The following is a 22,626-nucleotide window of genomic DNA, read 5'->3' as shown; positions in this document are numbered from 1 at the left end:
CATGAGCGGACGTCGCGGTTACCGCCGCGTCCTCGATCTACGGCGCCTGCACCGGCCTGAACAGTGCCGAACGTCGGCCCAATTCTTGGCCCACGCATATCGCCAAATCATCGCGCGCCCGCACGCGGCGAAGCGCTTACAGAGCGGCTGCTTGTTGCTCCTGTCTCCTCCCGACTCATTCATTGGACGGTGTCCTCTTCGCTGGATGCCGACTTGTCCACGCCGGCGCCCGTGATCGATCGCTCGGCGTGCCAGTCGGCATCGTTCGCGTTCTGCGTCGTGCGAGTCGTAACACTATAGCGTTTCATGCAACGGTTGCGTGAGTCGGAGGCGATCGTTTTTGCCTGTGCTTGCTTTAATGAAACGATATAGTAGCTCATAATACTTTACATGAAACGAAAAAGCGTTACAATGTCGTCAAATTTGGGCGGTGGCAGCCCTCACCCGGAGAAACGTGCATGGAATCAGTGATCGAGCAATGCGCACCGTCGCCGGACCACGCGGATGCGGCTGTGGGGCCAGCGAGTGCGGCGAGTGCGGCCAGCCCGGCGATGGCGGCGTGGTTGCCCGGCGCGACGGCGGTTTCTCATCGCATCCGTCGCCGGTTGATTCGCGCGGGTGTGCGATTTCACGCCAACGACAACATTGCCGACTTTCTGCGCGAAGGCGAACTCGATCTGCTTCAAAAGGAAGTCGAAGCGCAGCTTCACGGTGTGCTGCAAGCGTTGGTGATCGACGTCGAGAACGACCACAACACGCGCGAGACAGCCGAGCGCGTCGCGAAGATGTTCGTGCGCGAAGTGTTCGCGGGACGTTACGAGCAGCCGCCGCGCGTGACGGAATTCCCGAACGTGGAGCGCCTCAACGAGCTGAACATCGTCGGCCCGCTGTCGGTCAGGAGCGCCTGCTCGCATCACTTGTGCCCAATCGTTGGCCGTATCTGGATTGGGGTGATGCCCAATGCGTCGTCGAATCTTATCGGCCTGTCCAAATACGGCAGGCTCGTGAATTGGGTAATGAGCCGTCCTCAGATTCAAGAGGAGGCGGCGAAGCAAATCGCCGATCTGCTCGAGAGGAGGATCGAACCCGATGGTCTCGCGGTCGTGATGGAGGCCGATCACTTCTGTATGCACTGGCGCGGCATCAAAGAGAGCGACGCGAAGATGGTCACGAGCGTCATGCGCGGGTCGTTTCTGAGCGATCCCGCGTTGCGGCGCGAGTTCATGACGTTGTTGCCGGGGCGTGGGCACGGTGCGGTATGAAGGTGCAGCCAGTGGGGACCGAAGGCCTCGATGGCCGATCCGATCGTGAGCCGGTGAGCGTCACGCAGCGGGCGTCGATGCTCGCGGAACTGTTGAGCCGGGTGGCTCGGCACGACGTCGCTGCCTTTGCCGCGTTATATCGGGAGACGCAGCCGTTACTGTCGCACGTCGCATCGAAGATCCTGCGGCGCCGCGAATGGACCGAAGAAGTCCTGCAGGAGAGCTACGTCAAGATCTGGGGTTTCGCCGGCACCTATGACCCGGCTCGCGCGTCGGCGCTCACGTGGATGCTCAGTGTCGTACGTAACCAAGCGCTCGACCAATTGCGCCGCCATGCAAGCGTCGAGCGCGAAACCGAGTTGGCTTGGGAGCTCGGCGACGATTTGGACGATCGCTCGGACGTTGCGATCGCATTGGACGTCAAGCGAGCGCTCACGTGCCTAGCTCGACTCGCGCCGGCGCAGAGACAAACGATCAGTCTCGCCTACCTTCGCGAATGCTCGCACGCACAGGTCGCGGGCATGCTCGGAATGCCGCTCGGTACGGTCAAGGCCCGCATCAGGCTGGGCCTCGTCAATCTAAAACGGCTGATCGAAGCCCCGGTGGCTTGACGCGACCGCGGACTGCTTCACGTATTCACGCCCATCCAAGAGCTTTCGAATGATCGAGATCGCACCCGCTCACCGGCCCGGAAGCAAAATCGCCGTAGTCGGCGCCGGTATATCGGGCCTCGCGGCCGCCTGGCTGCTGTCGCGTCGCTATGACGTCACGCTATTCGAAGCCGGCGAGAAACTGGGCGGACATACGAATACCGTCGATGTCGAATTGGACGGCGTGAAGCATCCTGTCGACACCGGGTTTTTGGTGTTCAACGAACGAACGTATCCGAACCTGATCGCGCTATTCGACGAATTGAAGGTCGATGCGCACGAGAGCGACATGTCGTTTTCGGTATCGCTCGGCGGTGGCCGGCTCGAATGGGCCGGAACCAATTTGAACACGTTGTTCGCTCAGCGGCGCAATGCGCTTTCTCCAAGCTTTCTCGGTATGCTGCGCGACATCGTTCGCTTCAACCGTTTGGCGGACCGCTATCTCCAAGAGGCCACGAAGATTGGCTACTGCGTGGGGGATTTGCTGCACGAAGGCCGCTATGGAGAGTCGTTCCGCAACCACTACCTGCTGCCCATGGCGGCTGCGATTTGGTCGTGCGCAACGGCCGATGTGTTGCGGTTTCCGGCCGCTACGTTTTTACGCTTTTGCATCAACCACGCTCTGCTGCAGGTCAACAATCGTCCACGCTGGCGAACCGTTCGCGGAGGTGGTCGCGAATACGTCCGGCGTTTGGCCGCGGGCATCAGTTGCGTGCGTACCCGTGCGCGGGTCGAGCGGATTCGGCGAGGAGCCGACGGTATCGATCTATTCGTTGCCGGAGATGCGGCGCGCTTCGATCACGTCGTCATGGCCACGCATGCACCCGTGAGTCTGAAATTGCTCGACGATGCCGATGCGATGGAGCGCAGCTTGCTGGGTGCCGTGCGCTTTCAGCCGAACGTTGCCGTCTTGCATACCGATACGGCGCTGCTGCCGCGGCGCAAACGCGTTTGGTCGGCATGGAACTATGTGGCCGCGCGTGAAGGGCAGGGCGATGCGCCGGTATGCGTCAGTTATTTGATCAATAAGCTGCAGCCGCTGCCGTTCGCGCGTCCGGTTCTCGTCACGTTGAACGCGCTCGTCGAGCCGAGGCCCGAACTGGAATTGGCGCGCATGGTCTACGACCATCCGTTACTCGACCACGCCGCCGTCGCGGCGCAGCGGCGGCTGCCCGAGATCCAGGGGCGGCGCAATACCTGGTTTGCCGGGGCGTGGACGGGCTATGGCTTTCACGAGGACGGTTTGAAATCGGCTCTGCGCATAGCGGCGGCGTTCGGCGTTCAGCCGGCATGGGCGCAGATATGAGCGCGACGGGTTCGGCGTGCCGCGACGCGTCGGATCGCTTAATGCTGGGCCGCGTGATGCACGAGCGGGTCCGCCCGGTGCGCAACCGTTTCGTCTACCCGGTGTTTTGCGTCCGTGTCGATCTGAGTCGCCTGGCAACGAGAAGGGCCTGGTGGTTCGGTATCGGCAGATGGCGGCTACTCGGTATCGACCCGCGCGACTACGGTCCGTGCGACGGCAGCGATCTCCTCGCATGGATACGCGATCAGCTTGAGCGTGCCGGGCTCCCCAGCGACGGCCGCGTCTGGTTGCAGACCTTTCCGCGCGTGTTCGGCTACGCATTCAATCCCGTGAGCTTTTGGCTTTGCGACGACCGCGACGGCAACTTGCGCGCGCTGCTTGCGGAAGTGCGCAATACATTCGGCGCGCGGCATCGCTACCTGCTTCGCGCCGAAGGCGATGCGCCTATCGGTGACGGCACGCCGCTCGTTTGCGCGAAGGCGCTTCATGTTTCTCCGTTCTGCCGAGTTGAAGGCCAATACGTTTTTCGCGTGCGGGAAACGCGAGGCGCGGCCTCCATCGCGATCGACTACTTCGATACCGAAGGGCTTTCGATTCGCACTTCAATTGCACTGCGCAACACCCCGCTCACTGCGTGGAGCGCGGTACGCGCGGTTGCGCGGCAACCGTGGATCACGCTCGCCGTCGTTGCACGTATCCATTGGCAAGCCCTGCGCTTATGGCTCAAGGGCGTGCCCTTTTACGGCAAGCATCCACCGGCGCCGCGTTCGCGCGGCGACGCCTCATTGCAAGCCGTTTCCTCTTCGCAAAAGCAGGTACAACGATGAAGCCATTTCAGACATGCGTGGGTCAGCCGGGCATCCCGCCATCGGCCAGGATGTTTCTCGCGCTCCTCGAACGCCTACGCATTGGACACCTGGTCGTGCATACGCCGGATGGCGGCCAGCGATTGTTCGGTCAAGCGCACGCTCAGCCTGGCGCCCAACTCGCCTTGCTCGACTGGCGCGCGTGCGCATTGATGCTCCGCGCCGGGGATATCGGGTTCGCCCGGGCCTACCGGGAGGGTTGGCTCGACTCGCAGGATCTAGTGGCGCTGTTGCGTTTGGCGATATTGAACGAGAACGCGATGCCGCGACCGGTCGTCGGCGGGTTGCTGGCTCGCGCGTGGTATCGCTTGCGTCACTGGATGAATCGCAACACGAAGGTGGGCAGCCGGCACAACGTGCACGCGCACTACGATCTCGGCAATGCGTTCTATGGATTGTGGTTGGACCCTGGGTTCACGTACTCGAGTGCGCTCTTCGAAGGCGACGCGCGCCGCTCGCTCGAGGCGGCTCAAAGCGCCAAGTACCAGCGTATCGTGGACCAGCTTCGGTTGCGCCCCGGCATGCGTGTGCTCGAGATCGGGTGCGGGTGGGGCGGATTTGCGCTGCATGCCGCACGGCTCGGCATTCATGTCGATGGCGTCACGCTTTCGATCGAGCAACTCGAGTACGCTCGAACCCGAGTGCATCGAGAGGGGCTCACGGATCTCATCAACCTCGAGTTGCGCGATTACCGCGACATCCTTGGGCGTTACGACGCAGTGGTGTCCATCGAGATGTTCGAGGCGGTGGGCGAGGCGTTCTGGCGCGAATGGTTCACGGTCGTACGGCGGTGTTTATCCGATGGCGCGCGTGCGCTCGTGCAGACCATCACCATCGACGAGACACGCTTCTCCGCGTATCGTGCGTCGAGCGACTTTATCCGCGAATATATTTTCCCAGGCGGAATGTTGCCCTCGGCGGAACGCTTCATATCGCATGCGCGCGGGGCAGGGCTACGCGCGCACCGATCGCTGGCGTTCGGCGCCGACTACGCCCGCACGTTGCGTGGCTGGCGAGAAAACTTCGAGGCGAATTTAACCGCTATACGGGCGCAGGGCTTCGACGAGATTTTCATTCGCACGTGGCGGCTTTATCTCGCCTATTGCGAGGCGGGCTTTATCGAAGGGCGTACGGACGTGATGCATTTCGAACTGGCGCCGGACGATCGCGGTGCTCAACTCACTTGGCGATGCTAGCCGGGCGACACGAAGCCCGGCTTGCCCAACTGCGATGGCAACTGAGGCACGCGGCGTACGCGCGACGTGTCGTAGCCCATCGCTTCCATCCGAACGAGTAGGGACCGATAGACCTCGTCGCTTACGTCCGGCGAACGAGAAAAGATCCATCCCAAACTCTTATCCGGGTAACCGAGGATCGTGTAGCGGTAGTCCGGATCGACGTAAACCGTTAATTGAGTCACGTAGATCGGCCAGAACAAGCGGACGCGCCATTCGCCGTTGCCGCTTCCCGAAACCACTTTGTCGACGAAATGGTACTCGGTCAGCGGAGCGTCGAAGCGCTTCTTGTGGCCGGCAAAGCGGTCGTCGATTTGGCCGTCCGGGCGCAGAGACCATTGAGCGTAGCTGCCGACGTAACCGCGCTCGGCGAAATAGGGAATGTTGGCGATGATGTACCAGCGACCCATGTAGCGCGGCAGATCGACCGGAACGGTCTGAAGCGGCACATTCGCTCGCGGGTTCGGATTGGGCGGCGGCTGAGTGCAGGCCGGCATGGCCAACAATGCTAGGCACGCCAGTATGCCGGCGGCTCTCGGCAACGGAAGGTTTGCGAAGGCCACGGTTAGCGCTTCTCCAGTAAGTAGTGCGCTACGCCCCATTCGTTGCCTTGCGCGAAGCCGAACAATTCCGCCACGGCCATGTAGAACATGCGCCAGCGTTGGAACCAGCGCGACGCATCGACGGCACCATACGTCTCCTTCAATACCGGCATGATCTGCGACCTTGCCGCGTCGAGCCGCGCGAGCCAGTCGTTTGCCGTGCGTTCGTAGTGCGTGCCGTTCAGCCACCAGTGGCGTTTGACGGTCAGGTCGTCCTGGAAGTGGAGCAGCAGCGATTCGGAGGGCATGGTTCCACCGGTAAAAAAGTACTTCGACATCCAGTCGCTTCGGTCGTGGACCTCGAAGTGATAAGCGAGCGTGCGATGGGCAAAATGGTGCACGAAAAGCTTTCCGTCGGGCTCCAACCAGCCGGCGATACGCGCGAGCAACGCCCTGTAGTTTTTCATATGCTCGAACATTTCGATCGAGACGATGCGGTCGAACCGCCCGCCATCGACGAGTGGATCGGCACTGAAGTTTGCGACATTTCCGTTGAGCACCCTAAGGTTTCCCAGCTTGCGGATGGCAGCCTGCGTTTCAATGAACGCTCGCTGCCCATGAGAGTTGGAGAGCGCTACGATTTCCGCGCTCGGATATCGAGCGGCGAGCCAAAGCGAGAGCGACCCCCATCCGCAACCGAGATCGAGGATGCGTTGTCCGTCGGCCAGTGCCGCGCGTCGCTCGTACAGCGCGAGCATGGCCTCCTCGGCCTGCGCAAGCGTGGTCCCGCTGTCGGCGTAGAGACAGCATGAGTACTTGAGATGCGGGCCAAGATGCGCGGCAAAGAATGAAGGCGGGAGTTCGTAATGCTGGGCGTTGGCGGCGTCGGTTTCGATTGCGATCGGGCTCGCGCTCAGTTCATCGATCAGCGAGGCGAGGCGCGATGCGCAAAACTCACCGTCGCGATGACCTTCGTCCACCAACCGTTGTGCCATCAACTTGCGCATGCCGGCGCGTACTAGCCAATCGGGAAACCAGCCGTTTTCGCAGGCACGGGTGAGAAAGTCGTTCGATGGGTCTTCGCTCGGAAGCGATGCCGCCAAGTTCGTAGTGGTCTGTGACATCTTCGAGGTTCCCCGTTCGTAGGGGCGGTCGTGGTTTAAGGGTTCAGCGATGAAGCCGCGGTCATCGCGCCGATGCGATGGCTCGATATCGGGGCGTGCCGTTTAGTCTCGTCGTGGCGGCCAAGGCACCAATGCACTGGTACGGCGCATATACGAGGCATAGCCTGGCCGTGTGGCGGCAAGATGCTGTTCGAGCATGGGCAGGCCCGACACTTTCGTTAAGAGCCATGCCATGAGCAGCGGAGGAATCAGCGTCAACCATGCGAAGGGGATACCTGGCGAGAGCAACGCGTAGGCCAGCCAGTGCAGGCATTCGAAAAAGTAGTTCGGGTGGCGCGAGTAGCGCCACAGCCCGACCTCGCAGACCTCACCGCGATTGGCCGGCGCTGCGGCGAATCGTGCAAGCTGACGATCGGCAAGCGCTTCTCCGGCAACTGAAACGATCCATACCGTGCAGGCGGCCGCGAGCAGCGGTGCCGCGGGGCGGTCGAGGCGGTAGGCCGGGATCGCAAATTCGAGCGAGAGAATCATGGAAACGGCGACCTGAAGTTGAAACAGCCAAAACATGCGACTGTTCGCTTTCATCCCCCACGTTTCCCGCAACTTTCTATAGCGAGCGTCTTCGGGCTTGCCTGCGTTGCGGCGCCATAGGTGGGCGCCGAGCCGGAACGCCCAAATCGATCCGCCTAATCCGATCGTCCAACGGGTCGACGCGTCGCCCGAAGCAAACAATGCGTACATGAGCGCGACGCAGCCGAGGGACGCGGCCCACACCGGGTCAATCATCCCGGCGTTGCGCGTATGAAGTTGGCGCCACCACGCCACGGTGAATACGATGACGAGGAACGCCAGAGTGCTCGCGACGAGCCAGCCCGGGCCGGGTGAAAAATAAGGATTGCTGTGCTGTAACGCTGTTTTCATAGGGGGTTCGTCATCAAGTTTCGGTGAAAGAAGCGATGACCACGCCTAGATATATACGTGCGGGTTCCGAAACTGGATCTGTGGTTGGGGCGCCGCCGCTGCAAAATCGTCCAATACTTTTGTCGGACGCGGCTCTAGCATTCATTTCAGCGAGCGCTATTTCAGGAGAGGAGCCGTGTTCTTGCAGACCGAAGTATCCCCATCGAGCGATGTTTCAGCGGCTCCGGAGCCGCAGCGTTGCGTGATCGTCGTCGACGCGGCGCTATCGCCCGGCAAGGCGTCGAATGCCGCGGCGGTGATCGCCTTTACATTGGGGCAACGTCACAGTCACTTGGTCGGGGCGCAACTGCTCGACAAAGAGGGGGCGGAGCACCCTGGTCTGATCCCCATCGGCATTCCGGTGCTCAAAGCGACGGACACAGAACTGATCGAATTGCGCCGGAAATCCTTGGGGCATTGCGACGTCGTCGATTTCCCGGTACAAGGCCAAGCGACCACCGACTACGGGGCGTTCTTGGAGGCAGTGCGGGTCGTCCCCGGCGATTCCCTTCGATACCTGGCGGTCGGCATCGTGGGCGGCAAGAAGAAGGTCGGCAAGCTCGTCGGCGGTTTTTCGCTGTTTGCGTGATGGAAGCCGGCATGACTGCGGCGCTCGATGGCCGGGTTTGGTCCATCGGCATCGATCGCCCGACCAAACGCAATGCGCTGGACGAGATATTGTTCGACGGACTGGCGAATGCGCTATCGCTTGCGCAAGAGGATCCGCGAATACATTGCGTTTTGCTGCATGGGAGTACGGATTGTTTCTGCTCTGGGCACGATATCGCGCGGTTCGAGGCCTTATGGCCGCAGCCGGCAGACGGCGTGGTCGTACGTTGCATCGATGCATTGCTGAATCTGTCCAAGCCACTGATTGCCGCTGTGTGTGGGCCCGCTGTCGGATTCGGCGCCACTATGTTGTTGCATGCCGATTGGATTGTCGCAGGGGAGAGCGCGACGTTTCGCTTTCCCTTCACGGACCTCGGGATCGTTCCGGAAGCCGGTGCGACTTCGCTCCTCGCGCGTAGGGTTGGAGACCTGGCCGCACGCGATTGGTTGATGAGCGGCCGCACGATTTCATCCGAGGAAGCGTTTCGGCTCGGTTTGGTCTCGTGCTTGCGGCCAGATGCGGACGTGCTTTCAGTTGCGAACGAGTACGCGGCCGGTTTGGCGGCAAAACCATTGAGCGCTCTCGTGGCCACGCGTCGATTGTTACTCGAAGGCGCAACCCTGAATTCGCGGGATGCCATCGACGGGGAACTCTCGTATTTGAACGCGCTCATTCCAACCATGAACCGGAAACCGATATCTCATGGCTAAAATTCACGTCGTCCACGCCCATCCGGAGCCACGCTCTTTCTGTACGTCCATGGCACACGAAGCTTTGCGCGTGCTGAAGGGGCGTGGCGACGATGTGACCTTTTCGGATCTCTATGCGCTGGACTTCGACCCGGTGGTTCGCGCTAGCGACTTCGATGATCGAGTCAGCGGCGATTACCTTGTTTATGCGCTAGAACAGCGCCATGCCTTTCGGCACGACTCGCTGGCACCCGATATACGGCGGGAAGTGGAAGCGTTGTTAGCGAGCGATACGCTCTTGATGATTTTTCCGCTTTATTGGTTCTCGGTGCCGGCGCTGATCAAAGGGTGGATCGACCGGTGCTTCCTCTCCGGAGCGATGTACGGAGGCAAGCGCATATACGGCCGCGGCGGTATGGCGGGCAAGCGGGCCGCGATTGGTGTAAGTTTGGGGGCGCGCGAGCACATGTTCGGCGCGCAGGGAATTCATGGGGAGTTGGCCTGCGGCATGTTGCGCCATCTTTTGCAGGGCACGTTGGGCTATGTCGGGTACGAAGTGTTGGAACCGTTCTTCGCCTGGCACATTCCCTACTGTTCGAGCGATCAGCGAGAGGACACCTTGATGCGTTGGCTGGAATACGTGACGAGCCTCGATCACCAGCCGAGTCTATCGATGCCCCAACTAGAAAGCTACGATGATGTTTTTCGGCCGATTGCGAAGTCAGTCTCATCATGAAAGTCGCAACCTCGACTCGTTCTATCAAGCTGTGGCGCGCCCCGGACGTCATGGATGCGGTCATGCTCAAGGGAGAGTTTCTCGGGCACCGGTATCCGCCGCATGCGCACGATACCCACTGTCTCGCCGTTGTGACCGGCGGCGCGGTGAGCGTCGAGGTCAAGGGCCAACGACGTGTGTGCCGGCGCGGCGACGTCATCGTCATCGACGCGGGTCTGGTCCATTCCGGGGCCGCGGCCGGTGAGGGACGTTGGAAGATGCGCGTCGAGCACGTGCAGCCGCATGCGCTGGCGTCGTACTGCGACGCCCTCGGCATCGAGCGGCGCGAGCGATTCGATCCGAAGAGCCCGTTCATCGTGGACGCCGATCTGGCGCGAAACCTTTACGGTGTCAATTGGTGTTCCGAGGTGGATGACGATCGATTCAAACGCAGCGAAGCTTTGGCTTGCGCGGTGTTGAACCTGCATGCGCGACATGCGAATTCCGCCGGCAGCTTACCGGCTGTCCGCAGGGAGCCTGCGCTAGTGGGGGCTGTCAAGGGCCGTTTGCTGGAAGATCTGCATGCGCGGCCCACCTTGTCGACGCTGGCAAACGAATACGCAGTGACGCCGTTCGTGCTGTTGCGCGCCTTCGTCCGCGAGACGGGATTGAGTCCGCACGCGTTCATGCAGCAGGAGCGTGTCCGCGTGGCGATGCAGCTCCTGCGCGAGGGGACGAGCCTCGCCGAGGTCGGCGCGCGAGCCGGCTTCGCCGATCAGTCGCACTTCACTCGGGTGTTCAAACAGCAAACCGGCGTGACGCCGAAGTTGTATCAAGCCGCGTTTCAATGATCGGCGCGAGGATCGGGCCCGCGCTCTGTAGTCGTCGGCCGTGCCGTTACCGGTCGTTCGTCATTCGGGCGCGCCGAGTCGATTCGTCCGCGCAATCAATTGGAGCACCTGCTTTTCAATGTTGGCGTTGCCTGGCCGTCCGTCGAGGATGGTCTCGAGCCGCGCTCTCCAATACGCGGGCTCGGCAACGATGGTGGGAGGAGCGAGATAGATCTTCGTCGTCTCGAGCATGGAAATGGCCGCTTTGATGTGTCGCAGTTCACGTTCGAGTTCACGATAAGAGTCCATACGAATGATTCCCTCACACCAGTGTCGGATAACGCTCCGACGAAAATGATGTGCGGTTGCAGCAAAGCGGAAATTGACCATGGTCAACAAAATATGACGAATTGAATGCGTCTATTTCCACGCGTCTTTGTAGGAAAAAACCTACGGGAAGCGAGCGTAACGGCTAGATTTCCGGGAATGGACCTACGAGTCGCCGCGCTGCTTCTGGCCATTCGCGCCGGCAAACATGCTCATACGGCTCAAGATCCAGTCGAGCAATTCTTGCGCGGCCGCTACGAGCGGGCGGTTGGTTTTGACGAGCAGCCGTGCCTTGGTTGCGCGACACAACGGATGATCGATCGGCACGATAGCCAGTTCGCCCGATGCGATTTCGCGGTACGCCGCAAATTCGCCGATGAGTGTGACGAAATTGCTCGATGCGACGATCCGCTTGAGTGCTGTCAGCGAATTGGTGCTGAGCGAGGAACGCAGCTCGAGGTTCTCCGCGAACTCGAGCATCTTCACGGCATGCCCGATGCCGAACGTGGGCGGCATCGTGGCCAGCGGATATTTCAGCAGATCTTGGACCGTTGCCGCTTGTCCTTTAGCCGCCAGCGGATGCCCGGAGCGAACCAAAAGAACGACGGGTTGAGAGGATGTTGCACGATATTCCACGCGTTCATGGGGTGGCGGGTTGTAAGCCAGGCCGATATGCGCGCGGCTTTCAGCCACTTCATTGAGAATATCGTCCACTCCGAGGCTCTGTACGCCGATGCTCAATTCGGGGTATCGAGCGCAGAAGGGCGTCAGAACTTCGTCCACGAGGGCATCGGCATAGCCTTCGCTGATAGCCAGTTGAACGTGTCCTTGCCGTAGGCCCTTCAAAGCATGCAGCTGGTCCTCGAATTTCTCTTGATGCGAGCGATATCCCCGCCAAAACTCCAATAAATGCGCGGCGGCCTCGGTGGGCGTCACGCCGCGGGCCTGCCGCTCGAACAGCATCGCGCCCAATTCGTCTTCCAACAACTTGATCTGCCGAGTGATCACCGATGGGGAAGTATTGAGGTGGTCCGCCGCGCCCCTGATCGTGCCGTGCGTCAAAACCTCATAAAAATAGCGCAGGCGTTGCTGATTGATTTCACGCATGTCGCGCGTCTCCGAAGGGCCGGCCGCATGAAGGGCCGTGCGCTATCGTAGCCGTTGCCCGCTGGGCAACGCAATGTGAACTTAGTTGCTCTTGCTCGTTCGGCCTGCGATCTCCAACATTCACGCACGAATCGTTGAACAGAAGATCGGACCAGGAGACGAGCATGGCATCCATTCAGACGGCAATCGCCGGGAGCGACGCTCCCGCGCTCTACGACAAACTCAATTGGCGGATTCTCCCGTTTCTATTGATCTGCTATTTGTTTGCGTACATGGACCGCGTTAATGTGGGCTTCGCAAAGCTGCAGATGCAAAGCGACCTTCATTTCTCGGATGCCGCGTATGGCGTGGGGGCGGGCATTTTCTTCGTGGGCTATGTGCTCTTCGAGCTTCCCAGTAATTTGATGTTGCCCAGGATCGGTGCCAGGAAGACGTTCAGCCGCATCCTCGTCCTGTGGGGCGTCACGTCCGCCTGCATGCTGTTCGTGCGTAACGTGCAGATGTTTTACGGCATGCGCTTTCTACTCGGTATCTTCGAAGCGGGCTTTGCACCCGGCATGATCTTTTACCTGTCGCGCTGGTATGGTCCGTCGCGCATGGCAAGGGCCATTGCGATCGTTTTTCTGGCGGGCCCGATCGGGGGGATCGTCGGCGGGCCGGTCTCGGCCTGGCTGATGACCGCGCTCGCCGGCAAGGCCGGTCTTGCCGGATGGCAGTGGATGTTCCTTGCGGAAGGCGCGCCTTGCGTCGTACTGGGCATTCTTACGCTTTTCATGTTGTCCGATAGGCCCGCGCAAGCCCGCTGGCTCAGCGATGAAGAAAAACGCTTGATCGAGACAGAACTCGCAACGCCTGCTTCGGACACGGGGCATTCGTTCAAGGCTGTCCTGCGCAATCCGAAGGTCTATGTGCTGGCTGGCGCGTATTTCTGCATCATCGCGTCGATCTATGCCTTGAGCTTTTGGTTGCCCACCATCGTGAAATCGCAAGGCGTCGGCGATACGCTCGTGCTGGGCTGGTACGCGGCCATTCCGTACGTCGGGGCGGCGGTCGGCATGGTCGCCATCGGCCGTCGATCAGATAGCCGCGGTGAAAGGCGTTATCACAGCTCGGTGCCCGCGGCGCTTGCCGCACTGGTGCTGTCGTTGTTCGTTTTTGTCGACGGTCATTTGGTCGCGTCGCTCGTCTTACTGACGCTCGTGACGACGATGTTGTGGATGGCTTATACGGTCTTCTGGGCCATTCCCGCTCAGTACATCAAAGGCGATGCGGCCGCGGGCGGAATCGCGCTGATCAATACGATCGGTTTGTCGGGCGGATTCTGGGGACCCGCCATCATCGGATGGGCCAAGACGTCAACGGGCAGTCTTCATGTTGGCATACTGATCGTCGCCGCTGTGGCATGTTGCGGCGCTGTGTTGCTCTTTTCCAATAGACTGCCGACGCAATAGCGGTCGGCCGGACAGCCGGCAGCTTCCATTCACTCAACGTGCCGCGCATGAGGCGTGCGTGGAGTCAAACCGAGGACCTCAAATGCTTTTACATCTTTCTACGTGGGCGGAAATCGATCAGTACCTGCAACGCAGCCGCTCGATCGTCGTCCCGATCGGATCCAACGAACAGCACGGCCCGACCGGTCTGCTCGGTACCGATTGGCTGTGTCCCGAGATCATCGCGCGCGAAGCGCACAAGAGCGACGACATCCTGGTCGCGCCGACCTTCAACATCGGCATGGCCCAGCATCACCTGGGCTTCGCCGGCACGATTTCGCTGCGTCCCTCGACGTTCATCGCCGCGATAGGCGACTGGGTCCGCTCGCTGGCGGTTCATGGGTTCGAGAAGATCCTGTTCTTGAACGGCCATGGCGGCAATATTGCATCGATCGAAGCAGCGTTCTCCGAAATCTACGCCGAGGCTAGTTTCGCGAAGCGGCGGTTGGGATTCGCCTTGAAGCTTTGCAACTGGTGGGACCTCGAAGGTGTCGCCGAGTTGGCGCGCGAGCAGTTCCCGGAGGGACACGGCTCGCACGCGACTCCATCGGAAATCGCCATTACGCAATGGGCGTTTCCCGACGCCATCAAGTCGGCAAGCTATTCCCCGCGCATCGCGCCGACGGGTCCGATCCGCGAAGCGCTCGACTTTCGCGCTCGTTTCGCCGATGGGCGGATGGGCTCCGATCCGGCGCAGGCATCGAGGGAAAAAGGCGGCGCGTTAGTGGAATTGGCGGCGCGAAGTCTCGTTCGCGAGCTGGATGCATTCAGTCGCGAGAGCGTGCCGCATTAGCCCTCGCGATGCGGGGTTCAACGTCATTTTTTAAGGAGTGATCGAACGATGTTTAGTCATGTAGTGGTGGGAACGAACGACCTCGAGCGAGCGAAGCGGTTTTACGATGCCGCGCTGGGGGCGCTCGGAGTAGGGGAAGGCCGCATGGACGATAAGGGCACGCACCGGCGCTATGTGTATCGGACGAGCACCGGCGTTTTCTTCGTGACCGAGCCGATCGACGGGCAGAGCGCTTGCCACGCGAACGGCGGCACGATCGGCTTTGCATGCCGATCGACCGATGAAGTCGAGCGATGGCACGCGGCGGGCGTCGCGAACGCTGGGCAATCGGCGGAGGAGCCGCCGGGCTGGCGCGGTTCGGCGGCGAACGGGCTCTTCCTCGCCTATTTGCGCGACCCCGATGGGAATAAGCTTTGCGCTGTCTATCGGCAGCCGGGCTGATTTCGCTGTACGAGTGGGTTCGCATTGGCGGCTTAAAATCCCCTAAAGTCTTTCGCGCAAAAGCCGTTAATTCGGTCGCTGGGCGGAAAAGACGGCATATAAAGCGGCGGCGAGGGCCCCGGTGTCCTGTCTTCATCCGTCCGATCCGCGCAAACCGATAAAAACGAGGAAAGACGGGGGATACGGTGTCTGATTGCCGCGTGTTCGAAACGCATCGCCAAGACTGGCATACGAGCAAACGCCCAGGACCGGCGTTACCGCAAAGCATTCTGGGTTGCATGACAACGCCAGCTTCGCGTACAACGGGAGCGGCGACATGAGCGCGGTCCTAACGCCCGACGTATTCGACGAAGTCAAACGACTAGCGGACAGCGGCAACAGCTACAGCGCGCTTCCTTTGCTGGACGCCTTGGCGGGCGAAACGCGCGTCGAGGCCCAAACGCTGCGTTCACGCGTCATTCGGCACCTCGGCAACGACCGCCGCGCGAAGGCGATCGACCTCCTGGTGTGGCGTGCGCACCCCCATCACCCTGAGGCGATGGTTGCTTACCTGCGGGGATTCAGCGAGCGGCGAGGCCTCTATCGCGCGTGGCAATGGGCCAAGTCCATTCGGTTTCCGGAGGATGCGCCGGCCGATTGCGCGGCCGACTGGCATGCATTGCGCGCGAGTATGGCGGTGGCATTGCGCGACGCCGACACGGCCGAACGATTGTTCGCCCAGGCGCGCTCGCTCGTTCCCGACGACCCATGGATTCGCGTCCAGCAAGCCTACGGGTTGGCGGGCCTGGACCGCTATGACGAAGCGATCGACGTGGCGCGCGAGGCAATGTCGCTCGCAGCGGACTATCGAGCCGCGGTCCAAGCGCTCGCGCATTTCTTGTCGCTGAAAGCTCGAGACGAAGAAGCGATTGGATTGCTCGAGCAGGCATCGCTGCGCATGCGCAGCGCCGACGTCGAAATGCAGCTCGCGGGATTTTTGACGGAGCAGAGCAGATTCGACGATGCCGCGCGCGCCTTGCAGCGTGCACGCGAATTCTCGCCCCTCGCGGATACTCAGCGGCGCCGCTGGCTCGACCAGCAGAGCGCGACGAATCTGCTGGCCAGAGGGCGCTTCGAGGAAGCGATCCCGCTTTGCAAGAAGCTAGGCGATCCCTTCCACGTGGGCATTGCCGAGCGGCTCGAGCCGATCATCCGCGGCGCCGCAGCGCGGCCGCGGCGCGTGTTGCTCGACGTGGAGTTCGTGCGCCAGCATCACATGACCTGTTCGCCCGCCACGTTGGCCGCATTGAGCCATTACTGGGGGCGTGAAGCGGAGCACGTCGAGATCGCCGAGCAAATTTGCTATAACGGCACGCCGACCTCGAGCGAGCGGGCCTGGGCGGAACGCAACGGCTTCGTGGCCAAGGAATTCACGGTGAATTGGGAGGTCGCGACGCGCCTTGTCGACGCCGGTTTGCCGTTTGCGCTCACCACTCGCTTCACGAACTCGGGGCACACGCAGGCGGTCGTCGGCTATGACGAAGCGCGTCGAACGCTGTTGATTCGTGACCCCACCCATCGTGTGCACGCCGAATTTTCCGCGAATGAGTTGTTCGAGTCGCTGCGTGCCAATGGGCCGAGAGGGATGGTTGTTCTCCCGCCCGGCCAAGTGCATCGTTTGGAAGGCATCGCATTGCCCGACGCCGATCGATGGAACGACCACTACGCGGTGGTGGCTGCGCTCGATCAGCACGATCGAGATGCGGCGAACGAGGTTGCCCAGCGCCAACAACAGACGGACCCCGATCATTGGTTGACGTTGTGGAGCTTGCGCAGCCTCGCCGCCTACGACGGCGATGGGGCGCAGTCGGTGGCGCTCACGCAGCGGCTCGTCGAGCAATTCGGCGAGCGGCCGGAACTCTTGTGGCAACTGCAGCAAGCGATGGGGCAGGCGGCGACGCGTCCCGAGATGCTGAAAGTCTGCGAGCATGCGGTGCGCCGTTATCCGTACGACTTCGCGTTACGCGCGCAACTTGCTTTCGTCTGCCTCGACGATGTACGCGAATCGAAGCGCGCGGAAACGCACCTTACGTTCGCACTGCGCGTCAATCCCGTGGACGCGCCGAACTGGCGCGCGATGGCCGACGTGCTGTGGCAGTCGGGCGAGCGGCGCGAGGCACTCGAGCATTATCGGATCGCCTCTTGTCTTGGCGAAACGACCGAGGATATGGCGGCCGCTTATAGCGCTGCCTGTCGTTTGTTGGGTGAATCGGGGCGCGCGATCGAGTGGCTCCGCCGGCGCGAGGCGCGCCTAGGCGGGAAGTCCAGCGCGCCCGCCATGACCTGTTTCAAAGAGCTCGAGTTGCTGGAGCGTGCGCCGGAAGCGTTCGAACTCATCGAGCAAGCGCGTTTGCGTCGGCCCGAGGATGATGTCTTGCGCCTGTTTTGCGCGCAAAAGTACTTGCAATACGGTGCGCTCGAGAAGGCGCATGCTGCGTTGAGCGAAGCGGCGGGGCGAGTCCGGCATGCCGATCGTCTGCGCGTCGAAGCCTTGTTCGCACGGCACGAGGGGCGCCTGGGCGATGCGTGGTTCTCGATCGCTCGAGCCTGCGAGCAGGAGCCGGTGCGCGTCGATTTGCAAACGCTGGCGGTCGATATTCTGTCGCAACGCGAGGGGCGATCCGCTGCGCTCGACTACCTGCGCGACGTTTGCGCGAAACATCGAACGTTGATCGGCATGCACGCGCTCTTGCTGCGATCGCTGCCCGCCGATGCGTTGCAAGAGCGCGAGACGGTTCTGCGGCACGTGCTGTCGCTCAACGAGCGCAACGCCTATATGTGGCGCGAATTGGCCGACAATCTATGCAGGCAGCAGCGTTTGCCCGAGGCTTGGGATGCGGCGAATCGCTCGCTCGAACAGGCGCCGCAGGACGCAAGCACGCATAGCGTCTTGGCGAGCCTTCATTTCGCGGCGAACGAAATCGAGGCCGGACAGGCGCGATGCCGTGATGCTCTGCGCTGCTCGATCGAGCAGGCCTACGCGTTCAACATGCTGGTGCGCAGTTGCACGTCTCACGAGGGGCGGCTCGAGGCGCTCGAGTACATCGAAGCTCAGCTCCGAGAGCAGGTAGTGCGAGGCGATGCGCCGCTGCTATTCCAAACCGTGGCGAAGTTCGCGTACTCGCCCGATGAACTCGAATCGCGGCTTCGCGCGTTGCGCGACGAGCGGCCGGAGCTATGGCAGACTTGGCTCGCGCTAGTGCTGCAACTGATCGACACGGGCAAGCTCGAGGCGGGACGGCAGCTGATCGACGAAGCGCTCGAACGGTTTTCGCTCACGCCTCGGCTTCACTACGAGCGCGCGCGCGTGGCGGCGATTCAGGGCAGGTCGGACGATGCGCTCGACGCCGTGCGGCGGACGCTGCAATTGAGCCCCGCTTGGAGCATGGCGATCCAACTGTACGTCGACCTGGCGCTGAACGATCCAGCGCTGCTCGAATCGGCGCTGGCATTGCTCGACTCGCCGCTTTCGCGCAGCGACGAAAGCGCCGACTGCCAGGCGCTGCGCGCGAGGGTTCTATGGCAGATGAACGAGCGCGAACGGGCGCTCGCGACGATCGAGTCGGCTTTGCTGCAATGGCCCAGGCACGCGCAAGCGTGGCGGCTGCAAGGTGCTTATGCGCGGGCGCGGTGTGAGCCCGATAGGATTCGGCGCGTTGCGCAGCAGGTACTCGAGAGGCATCCCTACGATATCGAAAGCCGAATCCGGCTGGCGGAAACGGCGCGTTCTCTCGCTGACGCGCTATCGGAACTCGATCGCGCCGCGCAGATCGAGCCGATGAATCAAACGGTCTACATCGCGCGCTTGGATGCGCTGCTTCGCCACCGTGCATTCGATGAGGCGATGAAGGCGGTCGAGGACGCGCCATGGGGTGCGCATACCCCTACCTCCATTCGCCGGTATCGTCCGCGCATCCTATGGCAAAGCGGGCAGAGCGCCGAAGCGATTGCGAGCATGCGCGCCTTGCTTCAGCAAGAGAGCGCCGATTCTTCCTTGTGGCAGGAGCTCGTGGACTGGCTGAACGCGACGCCGCAGGTGGACGACTATATGGCGGCCGCGCGTGAACTGGTCCGCTTGGCGCCGGGCTTGGCGATCGCACACGGCCATATGGGACACGCGTATCGGAAGAAGGGCGAAACGGAACTGGCCATACAAAGTCTGCGCACGGCGATGGAGCTCGACGCCGATTATGCCTTCGCGCCTTTCGCATTGACGGATCTGTTGCTCGATACCGATTGGCGGGAAGCCGAACCGGTACTGCGCGTATTGCGCGCGCGTTTCCCCGGCGCACCTGTCGCGCTGCGCGAGATTCGGTATGCGCTCGCCTCCGAAAATCTGTCGACCCTCGACGAGGCGCTGGCCGAAATCGTGCGGGTGCCGATCGAGCAGTCGGATTTGTTCGCCGAAGCGGCGAAGCGGCTCAAAAAAGGCGAGGGCAAGCGCAAGCTGCTCGACGCGATCCGAACTGCGTTCGAGGCAGGCCGGGCCGGCGAAGCGGCGATCTCCCATTGGATCGAGAAGGAGATCGACCTGTCGAATCCGGAGGAAACCGATAACCTGTCGCCCTATATGGATGGCGAATCCGATCCGAACGATCACTTCAAAATCGCGCTCGTTCGATGCGCCGCTCGGGAAGGACGTGGCGGGCTGGTGTGGATCGTCGTCGAGCGCTATTCGCAGGCGCTGCGCGCCAACCTGCGCGGTTGGGCACAGGCGAGTTATGCACTCGTTACGTGCGGCCAATATGCGAGGGCGGTCGAGTGGCTTCACGATTGGCGCCGCGACGACGCCCCCTCGTGGGCATTGGACAATCTTTCGCTGGCCATGCGAGAGCTGGACATGCTCGACGCGGCGCACGAAGTTGCTTTGGCTTCGCATGCAAAAATGCCGACGGGCCCGCAAGCGCTGATATTTTTGGCGGCCGATGCCGCGTTGGCGGACGACCTAGATGCGCTGCGCCGATACTTGGCGCTGCTGCGGCCGACGCAATTGCGCCCGTTGCACCGCGCGTCGCTGGATCTGGTCCTCGGCTATGGGCACGCCATCGACTCGGGTCGCATCGCGCCGCTCTCCAAGGCCTTCGCACAGGTGCGCGCGCTCGCGAAGACGGACAAATGGCTCTCGTTATTGATGAAGGGCTTGCGCGCTAGATGGGCGGGCCGCACTTCGGGGCTCAAAAGGCTTTTGCGTTTGCTCATACTGACTTAGGCACGCCGGACGGCGAGTCGCAAAATAATACGTTCAAATCGTCGATCCCAACCCTAAAGAGTTGGGATCGACGGCCGATATCGAGTGGGTCCCACAATCATTAAAAAGTAGACCGGAGCCTCGAAATTGAAATCGCTGAATAAGCTCGTAACTGTTGCCGCTTGCGCGGCGTTCGTGACTGCATGTACGACGACGCCGCCCAGGGCTACCTACAATTCGGCGAAAATGTCGGCCGTCAAATCGATTGCGGTAGTGGCGCCCACGAAGACCTACTACCACGCGGTCAGCGCATCGAGCGGCGGGGGCGTGATCATGGCCGGCGGCGTGCTGGGCACGATCCTGGCGACGGCTGCGTTGAACACCGTTACTGCTGGAAAAAGCCATTCCTCGTTCAATGACACGGTCACCGAAAAATTGGGCGACACCGGGCTCAACCGGAAGTTCGTCGACGCGCTCGAAGCCGAACTCAAAGACGCGGGATACGACGTAAAAGAAATCGAGCTGTCAGGTGCGGACATGCCGAGAGTGACTGTGCGGCGCGATGGAACGCAGATGCTGAAGGGACCCATCTATGAGGGCGCCGACGCGATCATGGTCGTTCAAAATTCCGACGGTTACTACGCTTCGGGTACGTTCTCTCTGTACACGCGCGACGTCGGCGCGTACATCACCCTTTACAAGGGCGACACGCTCGACCGGATCTTTAGCGACCAGTTGCGTTTCAATAGCGGCAGCTCCGATTCCTATCGCTATGCGACGTACCTTGAGCTGAACTCTGACCTGCCCCATGCCATCCAAGGCGTGGACGAGGCGGCGATGGCGTTGGTGCCTGATTTCAAGGCGGATTTGCTGGCGAGTCTTGGTGTCTCAGCGAAAACGGCTCGAGCGGCAACACCGCCGCAGCCCGGGCAAACGGTGCAGACGGCTCAGAAGGCTGATACGGTACAAAAGCCTGACAGCGCGAAGGCTGAATAAGCCGTCTCGGATCGGCGGCGTGCCGGAGCCGCCGGCACGCCCGAGCCGATCCGCTAAGCGGCCCATCGCCGAATCAACCCGGCACTAGCTCTACCGTGTGCCGGTTGAACGCGTAATAGCCTTGAGCCATCCGATCTCGCGACGAGTCGATCGATGAATTGACCAGGATGGCCAAGGTTGCATTGCAACGAGCATCAATGGCCGGGCCCATACCCTTCGAGGCTGAGCAACAGCGCGTTCATGGCGTCTTTGAAGCTATGCCCCGCTTTCATCAAATCCGCGAGAGTTTTCACGCACTCGGCCCGCTTGGCGCCGGGCGGGTGATCGCCGGACCAGCCCGCATTGAAAATCCCAGCCGCGACCCCGCGATTCGCCGTGTCGCAAATGTCGTCCCAACCCACGCCGCATTGCTTCAACAGATACGCGGCGCCCAAATCCGCAATGATTTCCGTGCGTGCTCCGGTGAGCGCGCTTTTGCCGCTGTACCCGAGATCCGCCGCCAGCTTTCCGCTGAAGGCATGACCCAATTCGTGGGCGAGCGCGAACTTGACCGAGTTGTCGTCGAGGGCAAGTAAGCGTGCGTTTGCGTCGATGATCACGTGCCCGTGGTCGTCCATACCCAGCGTCGAATTGGGCACCGCGTTGATAGCCCCGCCGCTGGTATCCAACCTGACGACGCCGATGACAAGGCAGCCGCCCAGTGCAGTGAACGCGGCACCGTTATAGAAGTCCCGCTTGATGATGTCGATCAGGTTGCCCGCAACGACAGAAGCTTGTTTTGTATCCATGGCGATCCCTTCCTCGCGTTGATTGACGGTGGAAACATGGCTAGCCCTTGCGCCGTTGCAGCGCGCCGATACCGTGAAGGTCGCGGTGCGGCGAAGGGTGGGCAACGCCGTCGTGCTCGTTGGGCGTGTTGCCGTGACGACAAGCGTAGGTAAGCGCGGGAGGCGGAACTATGAGGCGATAGGCACGGTTGCCGTTACCCGCGGGATTTCATGGGATAAGCGGCGTGCTCGTACGGGACCGGGCAGGGAACTCAGCTTCGGGACCAATCGCCCGGGCCTTGAATGAATTCTACGAGAGAGGGGGTAGGGGACGACCGTCGCCCCCTACCGGAGTGGGATGCGCGTGCTGAACGAGCGCGATCTGGATTACGTCCCGTCGGCGGGCGTTTCGGTTTTCGGCGTCAGCGCGTGATGCCGTGTCTTCGCCTTCGTGTGCGTGCCTACGTGGTGCGAGGTCGCGCGCGATGTGTCGTTATCGGCCGTGCGATCGGCTTGTGTGTCGGAACGGTCGGCTGCGCGAGCGAGGCCTTTGTCCCGATCGCCCGAGATCGGGCTATTGGAGTTCTTGAGTCCCGCCGCGCTCATGTGGCTTGCCGATAGACCGCCGAAATTGCCTTTCGCGCCGCTCATGCCCGCGCCCATCCCGGCGCCCATCCCGGCACCATGCC

The 22,626-nt window shown here is 61.6% G+C and carries 23 protein-coding genes; 14 read left to right on the top strand and 9 right to left on the bottom strand.

Going from position 1 to position 22,626, the window contains the following annotated elements; all coding sequences use genetic code 11:
* Positions 1–18: 18 nt before the first annotated feature.
* Positions 19–183, bottom strand: a complete 165-nt coding sequence (locus tag C0Z18_RS17695) for a DUF2256 domain-containing protein (RefSeq protein WP_102646731.1) — start codon at positions 181–183, stop codon at positions 19–21.
* Positions 180–308: a hypothetical protein gene (locus C0Z18_RS33785; RefSeq protein ID WP_269845319.1), complete on the bottom strand. Its 129-nt coding sequence runs from the start codon at positions 306–308 to the stop codon at positions 180–182. Before C0Z18_RS33785 ends, C0Z18_RS17695 begins: the two co-directional genes overlap by 4 nt.
* A gap of 243 nt (positions 309–551) precedes the next feature.
* Between C0Z18_RS33785 and folE the strand changes: the two genes are divergently transcribed.
* The 5 genes from folE to C0Z18_RS17665 are packed head-to-tail and all read left to right on the top strand — an operon-like array spanning position 552 to position 5,280.
* On the top strand, positions 552–1,262 hold the full coding sequence (folE, locus tag C0Z18_RS17685; protein WP_102646835.1) for a GTP cyclohydrolase I: 711 nt from the start codon (positions 552–554) through the stop codon (positions 1,260–1,262).
* The gene (locus tag C0Z18_RS17680) at positions 1,259–1,873 is read left to right on the top strand and encodes an RNA polymerase sigma factor (protein WP_102646729.1); all 615 of its coding nucleotides are present in this window, start codon (positions 1,259–1,261) and stop codon (positions 1,871–1,873) included. The genes folE and C0Z18_RS17680 overlap by 4 nt, the downstream gene beginning before the upstream one ends.
* A 49-nt stretch (positions 1,874–1,922) precedes the next feature.
* Positions 1,923–3,218 carry an NAD(P)/FAD-dependent oxidoreductase gene (locus C0Z18_RS17675; RefSeq protein WP_102646728.1) on the top strand — a complete coding sequence of 432 codons (1,296 nt, stop codon included), beginning with the start codon at positions 1,923–1,925 and terminating at the stop codon, positions 3,216–3,218.
* Positions 3,203–4,045: a DUF1365 domain-containing protein gene (locus tag C0Z18_RS17670; RefSeq protein ID WP_233217364.1), complete on the top strand. Its 843-nt coding sequence runs from the start codon at positions 3,203–3,205 to the stop codon at positions 4,043–4,045. The genes C0Z18_RS17675 and C0Z18_RS17670 overlap by 16 nt, the downstream gene beginning before the upstream one ends.
* Positions 4,042–5,280 carry an SAM-dependent methyltransferase gene (locus C0Z18_RS17665; protein ID WP_102646727.1) on the top strand — a complete coding sequence of 413 codons (1,239 nt, stop codon included), beginning with the start codon at positions 4,042–4,044 and terminating at the stop codon, positions 5,278–5,280. The genes C0Z18_RS17670 and C0Z18_RS17665 overlap by 4 nt, the downstream gene beginning before the upstream one ends.
* Here C0Z18_RS17665 and C0Z18_RS17660 read toward each other — a convergent pair.
* The 3 genes from C0Z18_RS17660 to C0Z18_RS17650 form a co-directional block, all read right to left on the bottom strand.
* The gene (locus tag C0Z18_RS17660) at positions 5,277–5,816 is read right to left on the bottom strand and encodes a lipocalin family protein (protein ID WP_102646726.1); all 540 of its coding nucleotides are present in this window, start codon (positions 5,814–5,816) and stop codon (positions 5,277–5,279) included. The two genes, C0Z18_RS17665 and C0Z18_RS17660, sit on opposite strands and share 4 nt — an antisense overlap.
* 68 nt (positions 5,817–5,884) lie before the next feature.
* A complete protein-coding gene (locus tag C0Z18_RS17655) occupies positions 5,885–6,985 on the bottom strand; it encodes an SAM-dependent methyltransferase (protein ID WP_102646725.1) in 1,101 nt (366 codons plus the stop codon).
* Positions 6,986–7,087: 102 nt separating this feature from the next.
* Positions 7,088–7,906, bottom strand: a complete 819-nt coding sequence (locus C0Z18_RS17650; RefSeq protein ID WP_102646724.1) for a DUF1295 domain-containing protein — start codon at positions 7,904–7,906, stop codon at positions 7,088–7,090.
* Positions 7,907–8,081: 175 nt separating this feature from the next.
* Here C0Z18_RS17650 and C0Z18_RS17645 point away from each other — a divergent pair, with 175 nt between their 5' ends.
* From C0Z18_RS17645 to C0Z18_RS17630, 4 genes are read left to right on the top strand one after another with little or no spacing between them, the layout of a single operon-like run.
* Positions 8,082–8,534, top strand: a complete 453-nt coding sequence (locus C0Z18_RS17645; protein WP_102646723.1) for a DUF2000 domain-containing protein — start codon at positions 8,082–8,084, stop codon at positions 8,532–8,534.
* Between the two features lie 11 nt (positions 8,535–8,545).
* The gene (locus C0Z18_RS17640) at positions 8,546–9,265 is read left to right on the top strand and encodes an enoyl-CoA hydratase-related protein (protein ID WP_233217363.1); all 720 of its coding nucleotides are present in this window, start codon (positions 8,546–8,548) and stop codon (positions 9,263–9,265) included.
* Positions 9,258–9,980, top strand: a complete 723-nt coding sequence (locus tag C0Z18_RS17635) for an NAD(P)H-dependent oxidoreductase (protein WP_102646721.1) — start codon at positions 9,258–9,260, stop codon at positions 9,978–9,980. Before C0Z18_RS17640 ends, C0Z18_RS17635 begins: the two co-directional genes overlap by 8 nt.
* Positions 9,977–10,810, top strand: coding sequence for a helix-turn-helix transcriptional regulator (locus tag C0Z18_RS17630; protein WP_102646720.1), 834 nt, complete (start codon positions 9,977–9,979; stop codon positions 10,808–10,810). Before C0Z18_RS17635 ends, C0Z18_RS17630 begins: the two co-directional genes overlap by 4 nt.
* Positions 10,811–10,870: 60 nt before the next feature.
* Here C0Z18_RS17630 and C0Z18_RS17625 read toward each other — a convergent pair whose 3' ends face one another.
* Together C0Z18_RS17625 and C0Z18_RS17620 are read right to left on the bottom strand one after the other, a co-directional pair.
* A complete protein-coding gene (locus tag C0Z18_RS17625) occupies positions 10,871–11,098 on the bottom strand; it encodes a hypothetical protein (protein WP_102646719.1) in 228 nt (75 codons plus the stop codon).
* 183 nt (positions 11,099–11,281) lie between these two features.
* On the bottom strand, positions 11,282–12,223 hold the full coding sequence (locus C0Z18_RS17620) for a LysR family transcriptional regulator (protein ID WP_102646718.1): 942 nt from the start codon (positions 12,221–12,223) through the stop codon (positions 11,282–11,284).
* A gap of 164 nt (positions 12,224–12,387) precedes the next feature.
* On the opposite strand from C0Z18_RS17620, the gene C0Z18_RS17615 reads away from it, so the two are divergent.
* The 5 genes from C0Z18_RS17615 to C0Z18_RS17595 all read left to right on the top strand — a co-directional run bounded on the left by C0Z18_RS17615 (position 12,388) and on the right by C0Z18_RS17595 (position 21,170).
* Positions 12,388–13,674: an MFS transporter gene (locus C0Z18_RS17615; protein WP_102646717.1), complete on the top strand. Its 1,287-nt coding sequence runs from the start codon at positions 12,388–12,390 to the stop codon at positions 13,672–13,674.
* Between the two features lie 82 nt (positions 13,675–13,756).
* Complete coding sequence (locus C0Z18_RS17610) at positions 13,757–14,506, top strand: creatininase family protein (protein ID WP_102646716.1); 750 nt, start codon at positions 13,757–13,759, stop codon at positions 14,504–14,506.
* Between the two features lie 48 nt (positions 14,507–14,554).
* A complete protein-coding gene (locus tag C0Z18_RS17605) occupies positions 14,555–14,947 on the top strand; it encodes a VOC family protein (protein WP_102646715.1) in 393 nt (130 codons plus the stop codon).
* A gap of 316 nt (positions 14,948–15,263) precedes the next feature.
* Complete coding sequence (locus C0Z18_RS17600; RefSeq protein WP_146014036.1) at positions 15,264–20,195, top strand: C39 family peptidase; 4,932 nt, start codon at positions 15,264–15,266, stop codon at positions 20,193–20,195.
* A 126-nt stretch (positions 20,196–20,321) separates the two neighbouring features.
* Positions 20,322–21,170, top strand: a complete 849-nt coding sequence (locus C0Z18_RS17595; protein ID WP_146014035.1) for a hypothetical protein — start codon at positions 20,322–20,324, stop codon at positions 21,168–21,170.
* 194 nt (positions 21,171–21,364) lie between these two features.
* On the opposite strand, the gene C0Z18_RS17590 is transcribed toward C0Z18_RS17595, so the two are convergent.
* Both C0Z18_RS17590 and C0Z18_RS17585 read right to left on the bottom strand, forming a co-directional pair.
* Positions 21,365–21,958: a hypothetical protein gene (locus C0Z18_RS17590; RefSeq protein ID WP_102646712.1), complete on the bottom strand. Its 594-nt coding sequence runs from the start codon at positions 21,956–21,958 to the stop codon at positions 21,365–21,367.
* A gap of 366 nt (positions 21,959–22,324) precedes the next feature.
* Positions 22,325–22,626, bottom strand: a 302-nt coding sequence (locus tag C0Z18_RS17585) for a hypothetical protein (RefSeq protein ID WP_233217362.1), incomplete at its 5' end; no start/stop codon positions are given.

This window comes from Trinickia dabaoshanensis (assembly GCF_002879885.1).
Taxonomy (GTDB): domain Bacteria; phylum Pseudomonadota; class Gammaproteobacteria; order Burkholderiales; family Burkholderiaceae; genus Trinickia; species Trinickia dabaoshanensis.
The sequence above is the reverse complement of the archived record's forward strand: the minus strand, read 5'-3'. Positions and strand labels throughout refer to the sequence as shown.